7 protein-coding genes are annotated in these 11051 nt (G+C 58.9%); 1 reads left to right on the forward strand and 6 read right to left on the reverse strand.

Annotated features, from left to right (window positions below; translation table 11 throughout):
* The first annotated feature begins 14 nt into the window (after positions 1 to 14).
* Positions 15 to 5042, forward strand: coding sequence for a leucine-rich repeat domain-containing protein (locus tag GIW79_RS21065; protein WP_236477411.1), 5028 nt, complete (start codon positions 15 to 17; stop codon positions 5040 to 5042).
* A gap of 8 nt (positions 5043 to 5050) precedes the next feature.
* Here GIW79_RS21065 and argR read toward each other — a convergent pair whose 3' ends face one another.
* The 6 genes from argR to GIW79_RS21100 all read right to left on the reverse strand — a co-directional run bounded on the left by argR (position 5051) and on the right by GIW79_RS21100 (position 10417).
* Complete coding sequence (gene argR, locus GIW79_RS21070) at positions 5051 to 6031, reverse strand: transcriptional regulator ArgR (RefSeq protein WP_034128470.1); 981 nt, start codon at positions 6029 to 6031, stop codon at positions 5051 to 5053.
* A gap of 218 nt (positions 6032 to 6249) precedes the next feature.
* Positions 6250 to 7014, reverse strand: coding sequence for an ABC transporter ATP-binding protein (locus tag GIW79_RS21080; RefSeq protein ID WP_014719598.1), 765 nt, complete (start codon positions 7012 to 7014; stop codon positions 6250 to 6252).
* 27 nt (positions 7015 to 7041) lie between these two features.
* Positions 7042 to 8154, reverse strand: a complete 1113-nt coding sequence (locus GIW79_RS21085) for a succinylglutamate desuccinylase/aspartoacylase family protein (RefSeq protein ID WP_236454985.1) — start codon at positions 8152 to 8154, stop codon at positions 7042 to 7044.
* A 1-nt stretch (position 8155) separates the two neighbouring features.
* Positions 8156 to 8854, reverse strand: a complete 699-nt coding sequence (locus tag GIW79_RS21090; protein ID WP_003193625.1) for an ABC transporter permease — start codon at positions 8852 to 8854, stop codon at positions 8156 to 8158.
* Positions 8851 to 9540: an ABC transporter permease gene (locus GIW79_RS21095; protein WP_003193627.1), complete on the reverse strand. Its 690-nt coding sequence runs from the start codon at positions 9538 to 9540 to the stop codon at positions 8851 to 8853. The genes GIW79_RS21090 and GIW79_RS21095 overlap by 4 nt, the downstream gene beginning before the upstream one ends.
* Positions 9541 to 9631: 91 nt before the next feature.
* Positions 9632 to 10417 (reverse strand): ABC transporter substrate-binding protein, encoded by a 786-nt coding sequence (locus tag GIW79_RS21100; RefSeq protein WP_034128472.1) that lies wholly within the window; start codon positions 10415 to 10417, stop codon positions 9632 to 9634.
* Between the last annotated feature and the right edge of the window lie 634 nt (positions 10418 to 11051).

Consider the following 11051-nt stretch of genomic DNA (forward strand, 5'->3'; position numbering starts at 1 on the left):
TGAAGATCCAGCCCATGCCCACCCCAACTCAAACCTCGCTCTCCCAACACCTCGCACAAGTCGCAGCCGTAGTGCCCGCCGAGGTCAACCCCCGCCTACCGAAATGGCTAGGGAACGCCTCAAGTGCCCGGCGCCAGGCCCTGAAAAACAGCCCAATTGAATTCGCCGATTGGTATGGCGATGCCAACCGCACCCAGCAAGCTCCCGCCAAGAAGGCCCTGGAGAACAGTTGGAAGGCACAAAACCAAGTCGACAGCGCCCTATCCACGCTCCAATCCCCGCAGGCATTTGCCGCCCCCTTGCTGCAGCAGGCACTCAAGCAGCAGTACGACGCCGACTGCGACGTCAGCGCTATTTACCTGCGCTTGTATATCCCACAGACCACACCGCTGCTTCCCATAGAAACTGGCGCCAAAACCTGGACCGTTTCACTGGTGGAGGCGGCATTGCACAACTTTGATGCGGACGAAAGCAAGCCGACGGCATATGCCCCAGAGTCGACATTCATTACTCAGCCCTCCGCCACCGGGCAATTCAACACGCTGCCCCAATTACGCGAGAAAATCAGCATCGCGCAATTCATTGGGTTATGCCGCACGCTGGATGTCGGCAAGCAATACCAGCGCTACCTCAAGAACCTTTTGGGCTTCAATGACGCGGCGATCAAGGCTCAACTGCGCCAAAAGGTCATCAACAGCCTGAAAGCCGACGCCCAAGCCAGCTTGTATATGGCGCAGCTGAAAAAAGATGTATCGCCCCAAGCGTTCAATGCACTTCGCAGCTTTCTCAAAAACCTGATCGGCGACCTGAACGGCAGGCCGTTGCTGTGCCATGACCTTAGCCTGATGAACGCCCCCTTGACCGGCATCGTGCTGTTCGCCGCCGACCTGGAGTCCAATCGCAGCGCCGTCCCGATGGTGGCCTACATTCCGGGCGACCCGCAATCGCCGCTCAAGTATTACGCCAACGGTCAGGCTTTCATGCAGGACCTGGCGAACAAACTGCGCAGCGCCGACTATCAGGCGTTTTTCAGCCGTTTCGTCAGGCATGAACAGCGTGGCTACTTCTTTGCCGATCTCAACAGCCGCTTATCACAGGTCGTCTGGCACGAGCATGTTTCGGGCGACCCCCGCCCTGTCTGGCGTGACGAACCCGTGGCCAAAACCAACCTGCAATTCTATGCGACGAAAATCACCAACGACCTGTACGAGCACCTGTATGAGAACAAGCTTGATAAGTTGCTCAACGATGCTCGCGTAACGGCCATTCCCACCGCCGACGCTGACAGAAATGCTCGCTGGCGGCGCTGGGAGGTTGTGCAGAAAATCGGAGAAGCCATTCTCGAAATCGCCGCCTTCATCGCAACACCCTTTGTCCCGCCGCTGGGCTTACTGATGCTCGGCTATACCGCCTATCAACTACTCGACGATGTGTTCGAAGGCGTGCTCGACTGGGCCGAAGGGCTCAAGCGCCAGGCATTCGGGCACCTGATGTCAATCCTTGAGCAAATGGTCCAACTGGGGATGTTCGCGGTCGGCGCACCGATCGCCGAAAACCTGTTGCGACAGACGCTACCGAAGGCGCTATGGGACTTCTTTGACAGACTCACTGCGGTGACCACCGACCGTAAAACCCGTCTGTGGAACCCCGACCTGGCGCCCTACGCCCACGACATTCAATTGGTTCCAGGGTCGCGCCCCGGCCCGCAGGGATTACATGCCCATCAACAAAAGCAGATCCTGGCGCTGGACGGGCAATATTTCTCCATCAAACAACCCTCGGGCAACGCTAGCCTTGAACACCCTACGCGCCCCCACGCCTACCGCCCACGCGTACTGAGCAATGGCAAGGGCGCCTGGTTGACGCCCGTGGATCGCCCGTTGACCTGGAATCGCACCACCTTGCTGCGCCGGCTCGGCCCATCTGCCGAAGGTATCAGCGAAGCCGGTCTTGAAAGAGCCAGTCGCATCAGCGAGACCAATGATGACGTCCTGCGCAAACTGTACGTGGACCACCAACCGCCGCCGCCGCTGTTGGCCGACACACTCAAGCGCATCCGGATCGATGAGCAGCTGCAAACTTTCATCGACCAGATGAACAGCGATGACCCTGCGATGTATCAGAAGGCTGATACCCAAACGCAACTGTGGCTGCTGAGCCAGACGGGCCTATGGCCCGAATCCAAGACCCTGCGGTTTCTCAACGCCAAAGGTGAAACCGTCTGGGAGCACAAAGGCCATAAAAACGCCGCCGTGGCACAGATACACGAAGCCCAGATGAACAAGGGCGATTTGCTGACGATCGTGCTGGAAACCTTGAACGAGTCGGAACGCAAAACCTTGCTTGAAGAGCCGTTCGGCCCCACGCCCACCCTGCCTGCACGCACCGCCAAACTGCGCAAACAACTGGCACGCGCAGCTCAGAAAAGCCGCGCCTCGCTGTTCGACTCGCGTTATCGCGGGCTGGAGATAACCGCTGACGCACGCCTGCAAACCATCATCGACGCCGCGCCCGGCCTGCCAACGAGCGCCGCCGAAGATGTATTACGCTGCTCCACCGGCCAGCAGTTGCTGGACATCGACCAAGGCAAGGTACCCGCACCGGTACTTGAGCGAGCACGCTGGGCCGCTCATCACGTTCGAATCAGCCGGGCGCATGAAGGGTTGTACATGACCGCTCTGGAAAACAGCGACACCCACCGCCTCGCCCTGCACTCGCTGGAAAACCTGCCGGGCTGGTCGCCGTCTGTGCGCCTGGAAGTGCGCGATTTCAAGCAAACCGGCAAGCTGCACGATGCGATCGGCGCTCCTGAAGCACCGATCAAACGCACCCTGGTGCGTACCATCGACGGCGAGTACATCCCCGAAGACGAAAAAGGCATGGTGCTTGCCGAAACGGATTTTTACACTGCCGTCCTGCAGGCCCTGCCTGACACTCAGCGCGATGCGCTGGGCATTCATATCGGCCAGGGTCCGTTGTTGCGGCAAACCTTGAGCCAGCGCCCCCTGACACGTGAAGCGCTCGGCGCGTTGTTGGCCCAGGATCCAGTGCGCAAACCTGCCTACGACCCGAGGCTGATGCGCCTGCCCGGCGGCATGGAAGGCTACCCCGCCACACCGCCAGAGGCCGGCAACACCCCCGAATTGGCGTTGTTACACGAGCTGTACCCTGGCCTGAGCCCGCAAGAGCTGACTCAGACACTGGACATTTTGAACAGCTATCCCAGCACTCCCTTACAGACGCTCCGCTACCTGAAAAACGAGCTTTTACGACTGAAAACCGATCTGATGGCCTGGCGCTCGAGCCTCTTGCAGGCCTCTCTCAACACCGATGCCCCGCTACCCCCTTCCACCGTCGCCGAAGCGGAACTGCACCGCTGGATATGGACACAAGAACTGCTCCGCGGCTGGCGCCATGAAACGCCGATCGATACTGACCACGCAATCGGACGCACACTGAACCTTGGCTACCCCATACACGGCGAACTGCCTGTACTCAATGCAAACTTCGATCACATTTCCAGTTTGACGCTAAAGGGTTACTCCACTACCCGGGGAGCGCCAGGTTTCCTCACCCACTTCCCCAACCTACGTACGTTGCATCTGAGCGACGTTGCCCTCAACACAATTCCTCCCGAGGTCATCGCACTTTCTCACCTTGACAGACTGACGCTGCGCAACTGCAACCTGACCCTGCAAAACCGCGCAGACCTAGATCCCTTCACAGGACTCAAAAGCCTGGACCTGTCCAACAACAATCAGCTGTCACGGTCTCCCAACCTTGGGCACATGCCCGAACTACAGACGCTGAACCTGAGCGGAACCCATATCTCCCTGTTTCCCGAGAACTTGCTCAATCGCCCCCAACTAGTCAGCGCCGATCTGAGCAACAACTATTTGAGTCGGCTGCCTGATTTGATCTTCCAGCTGCCAGGCAATGCCGCCAAAGCCTTTAACCTGTCAGGCAACGGGTTCTCACGCGCCACGCTGCAGAGGATCAAAGCCTATTGCCAGATAACCGGCGAACATTTTGGTGCTGATGCCAACCCCGCGCAGCGGCTTATGGTGCAAGCGCTTTACCCCAAGTACAGCGTCGACCAGGCGAATAACTTCATCTTCAGGCTGCCCGGCGGCCTGGACGACTCAATGGCACACTTGGTGCGCTTGAAAGCGGACTACGAGCGTCTTCAAGCCGATTTGCAGGAATGGATAGTGAGTGTGCCGGCGCAGCATCCGCGTACGAGGGCACCACTGGACGAGCAAGCCCAGGCTCAGCAGCAGTTGGTGCGAGACGAACTCAAAACAGTGCTGGAAGCAGCCTGGCGACGGGAAACCGCTCTGGACTCCGACCAAGAGCCGCCCGCCGCCTCCCATGAAATGGAAGTGACGCTGGCGCCGCTAGGCGATCTACCGTCATTGAATATCGATTTCGAGCACATTTCGAAGCTGGAATTGAGAGCAGAGGAAACTACGTCGATTCCCCAGGGATTTCTCGAGCACTTTCCCAACCTGGAAAGCCTGCTGATCTACCGCTATGCCTTGAACGACATTCCTGGCGCCGTGTTCAATCTACCCAAACTCAAGTCACTGAGCCTTGCAAACAGCCATATTCGCTTGACCACCACCAGCGCCGACGCCCTGAGCGACCTGCAGAACCTTGAGTACCTGGACCTGAGTCATAACCCGCTGGGCGTCGCGCCCGACATCAGCAAAATGTCGGGACTGACAGGTTTGATGATCGAAGAAGCCGGCCTCACGCAAGTGCCGAACGGAATATTCAACCTGCCATCGCTTGATCAAGTGAGCTTGCGCAACAACCAGATTAGCGAGCTACCCAGCGACCTCCTTGAAATGGATGCAGACAGAGCCCAGGGCTTCGACCTCAGCGGCAACCCCTTCTCGCCCGCGGCGATCGCCATGCTGCGCAGTTATTACAACCGCACGGCGGTAAGTTTCGATGTACCGGAAGCTTTACAACCCCCGCCGATCAATCCCAACCAGGACTCCGTCAGCGGTGGACCCGACACAGAGGGCGATGAATAGCCCGCCGCTCAACCGCGCTCGGAGGGCACCGACGACAACTCGAACGGGCTGCTGCTGCGCCGTTGGTTGCGGTCTTCACGGGGAGTAGCGCCGAAGAAGTTACGGTAGGCGCTGGAGAAATGCGGCCCCGAGGAGAAGCCGCACGACAGGCCGATCTGGATGATCGACTTGCTGGTTTGCATCAACATCTGGCGCGCCTTGTTCAGGCGCAGTTCCAGGTAATACTGGCTGGGAACGCGGTTAAGGTACTGCTTGAAGATGCGCTCCAGCTGTCGTCGTGACACGCACACGTGCTGGGCAATTTCATCGGTGGTCAGCGGCTCTTCAATATTGGCTTCCATCAACAACACCGCCTGGGTCAGCTTCGGATGGCTGGAGCCCAGGCGGTTTTGCAACGGAATGCGCTGGCGCTCGCCGCCCTCACGGATGCGCTCCACCACCAATTCTTCAGACACGGCACCGGCCAACTCGGCGCCATGGTCACGGGCCAGTACCGCCAACAGCAGGTCAAGTACCGACATGCCGCCGCAAGCGGTCAGGCGATCACGGTCCCAGTCAAACAGGTGGCTGGTGGCGATGACCTTGGGGAAACGCTCGGCGAAATCGTCCTGCCAGCGCCAATGCACGGCAGCACGATAACCATCCAGCAAACCAAGCTGGGCCAATGGGTACACGCCCGCCGATAACCCGCCGATCACGCAACCAGCCCGAACCAGCTGCTTGAGCGCTGTGCTGAGCTGCGAGGCGATGGCGGCAGGCGGCTCATCCGCCAGCAGGAACAGTTTCTGAAAACCTTCCAGCTTGCCGGCCCACGGCTCGCCCGGCAGTTGCCAGGCCCCCTCGGTTTGCGGCTCGGCCTGCAGAAACGACAATTCGTAGACCACATCCGGATGCACCCGCTGAGCAACGCGCAAGGCCTCCTCAGCCAGCGCAAGCGTGAGTGCTTTTGTGCTGGGCCAAATCAGGAAACCAATTTTGTGGGCGGTCATGGAGTGCTATCCGGAGCGAAAACGGTGAAAGAAGCTGTGGGCCAATGCTAGCCCGTAAACCAACACAAATCTCAAAAACAATGAAGCCCTGCCCTCCTGTAGGAGCGAGCTTGCTCGCGAAAAACCTGAGAACGCCACGGGGTATCAGGCTTCCCGCGTTATCGTTGACGATCTTCGCGAGCAAGCTCGCTCCTACAGGGGATGGGTGGCAACCTTGACTATTTCAAGCTGCCGGACAGGAATTGCTGAAGGCGCTCGGACTGCGGGTTCACCAGCACTTCCCTCGGATTGCCACGCTCTTCAACAATGCCTTTGTGCAAAAACACCAACTGGTTCGACACTTCCCGGGCAAAGCCCATTTCGTGGGTCACCACCACCATGGTGCGGCCTTCCTGGGCCAGGTCCTGCATGACCTTGAGCACTTCGCCCACCAACTCCGGATCCAGCGCCGAAGTAGGTTCGTCGAACAGCATCACCTCAGGTTCCATCGCCAGCGCACGAGCAATCGCTACGCGCTGCTGCTCGCCACCGGACATGTGGCCCGGGAACGCATCCTTACGATGGCCCACGCCGACTTTGGCCAGGTAATGCTCGGCCTTTTCACGGGCCTCTTTCTTCGATATGCCCAACACGTGCACCGGGGCTTCCATCACGTTTTCAATCGCGGTCATGTGCGACCACAGGTTGAAATGCTGGAACACCATGGACAGGCGTGAACGCATACGTTGCAGTTGCTTGGGGTCGGCAGCCTTCATGGCGCCGTCCTTGTTGGCCACCAGTTTCAGCTCTTCGTTATTGAGCAGAATCTTGCCGGCGTGGGGCTGCTCCAGCAGGTTGATGCAGCGCAAAAAGGTACTTTTGCCCGAACCGCTGGAACCGATGATGCTGATCACATCACCGGCGGCGGCGGCCAGGGACACACCCTTGAGCACTTCATGACTGCCATAGCGTTTATGCAGGTCTTGGACTTCAAGCTTGTACATGCGGTCGGTTCTCACAAAAACAGGTGGTCAGTCGTTGAGCAAGCGCCCGTGACGCAGCGCTTCGCGCCCCGCCACCTTGGCCAGCCAGAAACCCGCTTGGGCATAACGTAGCCGTTCAACGGCAAACAACACCCCCGAGGTGCCCGCGCAAATAGTGCTTACGCGGTCAGTCAGGGGGTCAATCACTTCAAAAATCTCGTCGCCGGTTTCTATCCAGTCGCCCGCTTTACGCAGGTAACTGATCACCCCGGCATGGGGCGCGAACAGCAGTTCGGTGCCCTCGAAAGGCACACCTTCGCAAGGTTCGTGTTGCGGCGCGGGCCACTCGCCCTTGATCAAGCCTTGTTCGGCGAGGAACGCAAGGATGCCTTCGGCGTGGAAGATGGCTTCATCACGGCCGGTGTCGGCCTGGCCGCCCAACTCCAACGTCGTTGCCAGGCAGGCCAGCGGAATCTGCGCCTGCGGGAACATGCGCGACAAACGCAGCCACGGCAACGAGCACGCCTCGTCAAACGAACTGCCGCCGGAATCTTCCGCCAGCAGGCCGACCTTCACATTCAGATGTGCCGACAGCGACCGCCACTGCGGCCAGTGTTGGGGCAGCGCGTACATGTGCAGTGCGGCTTCGGCGTCGCAATGCAAGTCCAGCACCACATCAGCGGTGCACGCATGGCTCAGCAGGATACGCTGCATGCCTTGCAACTGGCTGCTCGGCTCGGGCAAGGCGGCCAGCGTATCGCTCATGGCCTGGCGAATCATGCGCACATTGGCGTGCGGGTCATCACCCAGTTTGCCTTGCAACAATGCACCGACCGGCTCGCTCAGCTCAACGAAGTCGCGATTGAAGTTCTTGCCGCTGCCCACTTCGAAACGCCCCTGGTGGCTGCCTTGCAACAGCTGGCCAAGGCCCATCGGGTTAGCCACCGGCACCAGCTCGATCACGCCGTTGAGGGCGCCCTGCTGCTCCAGCTTTGTGAGGCGTTTTTTCAGTTCCCACGCGGCACGCATACCCGGCAACTCATCGGCGTGCAGGCTGGCCTGGATATAGGCCTTGCGCTCGCCGCTGCCAAAGCGGAACACGCTCAGTTGGCGCTCGCAGCCCAAATGCCCCCAGGGCAGCAGATGATCGATACGTTCCATATCAGTGCTTCCGTGGAGCCAGGTAGCTCAGCCAGCGGCGCTCGGCCAACTTGAACAGGCGCACCAGGATGAAGGTCAGGCACAGGTAGAACACGCCAGCGGTGATATAGGCTTCGAACGGCAGGTAATACTGGGCATTGACCGTACGCGCGGCACCGGTGATGTCGATCAGGGTAACGATGGACGCCAGGCTGGTGGTCTGCAGCATCATGATCACTTCGTTGCTGTACTGCGGCAGCGCACGGCGCAGGGCCGACGGCAACAGGATGCGGCGGTACAGTTTGTAGCGCGACATGCCCATGGCCTTGGCCGCTTCGATCTCACCGTTAGGCGTGGCCTTGAGGCTACCGGCGATAATTTCGGCGGTGTAGGCGCTGGTATTGATCGCAAACGCCAGGCACGCACAGAACGTTGCGCTGGACAGCAGCGGCCACAGGAAGCTTTCGCGCACCACCTCGAACTGTGCCAGGCCGTAGTAGATCAAAAACAGCTGCACCAGCATCGGCGTGCCGCGGATCACGTAGGTGTAAAGCCAGGCCACGCCGTTGACGATCGGCTGCTTGGACACGCGCATCAAGCCCAGGGGCAAGGCCGCGAGCAGGCCGAAGAACAGCGAGATAGCGAGCAGTTTCAGGGTGGTCAGCAAGCCGCCAAGGTACAGCGGCATGGCCTCCCAGATGACGTTGTAGTCGAAGATCATAGATCAGCCGCCCTTACGCCTACCGAGTAGCGCTTCTCAAGGTAACGCAAGGCCAGCAACGACACGCTGGTGATCACCAGGTACATCGCCGCCACTGCGAGGAAGAAGGTAAAAGGCTCGCGGGTGGCGTCTGCCGCCTGCTTGGCCTTGAACATCATGTCTTGCAGACCTACCACCGAAATCAGCGCGGTGGCCTTGGTCAATACCAGCCAGTTGTTGGTAAACCCGGGGATCGCCAGCCGAATCATCTGCGGCACCATCACCCGGAAAAACACCTGGAAGCTGCTCATGCCATACGCCAGGCCGGCTTCGGCCTGGCCCTTGGGAATGGCCATGAAGGCGCCACGGAAGGTTTCCGAGAGGTAAGCGCCAAAGATGAAACCCAGGGTGCCGATACCGGCGGCCAGGGGGTTCAAGTCGATATAGTCGTCAAAGCCCAATAGCGGCGCGACGCGGTTAAGCAAGTCCTGACCGCCGTAGAAAATCAGCAGGATCAGCACCAGGTCGGGGATCCCGCGGATCACCGTGGAGTACAAGTCGCCCAGCCAAGCCAGCCAACGTACCGGCGACAGGCGTAGCGCGACCCCGATCAGACCCAGAACAATGGCCAAGGCCATGGACGACAAGGCGAGCTGAAGCGTCAACCAAGCGCCATCGAGGATAACGGCCCCGTAGCCTTTCAACATGATTCAGGTCCTCGAAAAGGGGGATGAAAAAATGGCGCAAACTTCAGGATGACTGTTGCTTGCGCCATTTCGGACAGACAGCTGCGATGAGTTACTTGGCGTCAGCGCCGTAAATATCGAAGTCGAAGTACTTGTCCTGGATTTTCTTGTATTCGCCGTTGGCACGGATTGCAGCGATGGCCGCATTGATGCGCTCAAGGTTTTCCTTGTCGCCTTTGCGCACTGCGATGCCGATACCGTCGCCGAAGTATTTGGCTTCGGTGAACGATGGGCCTACAAACGCGTAGCCTTTGCCGGCGTCGGTTTTCAGGAAACCATCTTGCAGCAGGGTGGCGTCAGCCACGGTACCGTCGAGACGACCGGCAGCCACGTCCAGGTAGATTTCGTTCTGGGTACTGTAACCCTTGATATCCGCACCTTTTGGCGCCAGGACTTCACGGGCGAAACGATCGTGGATCGAACCGCGCTGCACACCGATCTTCTTGCCTTTGAGTTCATCCAGGCTGTCGCTGACGGTGGTGCCTTCCTTCATCACCAGACGCGCTGGGGACAGGTAGTAGCGGGTGGTGAAGTCCACGGATTTCTTGCGGTCTTCAGTGATGGACATGGACGACAGGATCGCGTCGATCTTGCGCACTTTCAACGCCGGGATCAGGCCATCGAATTCCTGCTCGACCCAGGTGCACTTGACGTCCATCTGCTTGCACAGCGCATTGCCGATGTCGTAGTCAAAACCGACGATGCTGCCATCCGGTGCCTTGGAGGCAAACGGAGGGTAAGCCGCTTCGATACCAATTTTCAGCGGCTTGCCTTCGGCGAAAGCCTGCATGGACAGCACGGACAGCGCCAGGGCGCCCAACAGCACGAGTTTCTTCATCTTGGGACTCCATCGGTATAGGGCAAAAACAGCAGTATGAGCCATGGCCCACGATGCGGCGAAGGTGTAACCGAATAGCGGTGCTGCGTCCTGCGCGGGCGACACCTGCGACGACGAGCGAGTGATCGGCATTCTAACGACAGGCCGGAAGCCGATATTTCCTCAATGCGACAACAATTTACAGAAGCACTGAGAAAGCGGTTCCAACACATTGACAGCCTCTGAATTTTATGCAGAGACAAAAGATATTAAACCTGATGATGCTGCAAATTGCGGGCCTATTATTCGCAAACCCTTCTAGCACGGCAAGTCTGGCGTTTAATCTTATTTTTGGGGGTGTCTAGAACGCGGTTTTTCGGGGCGGGGGCGTGGTCCATTGCCCCAGCTTTGTGCGGGTGGTTACACATTTGAGCGGGCCGGTAACATTCAGAAACGTCCTACCGGGAAAACCGATATTTATTGGCTTGGTCGTGATGCGGCTCTGTCAGACCGCCACCCACACCCCTTTATGAAATGCGATCTGAACTGTGGGAGCTGGCTTGCCTGCGATAACGGTGTATCAGCCAAAGATGGGCTAACTGATAAATAGCTATCGCAGGCAAGCCAGCTCCCACACTGCATCTCGGTGTTACAT

This window comes from Pseudomonas sp. PA-7-1E, from assembly GCF_021605325.1.
Taxonomy (GTDB): domain Bacteria; phylum Pseudomonadota; class Gammaproteobacteria; order Pseudomonadales; family Pseudomonadaceae; genus Aquipseudomonas; species Aquipseudomonas fluorescens_BV.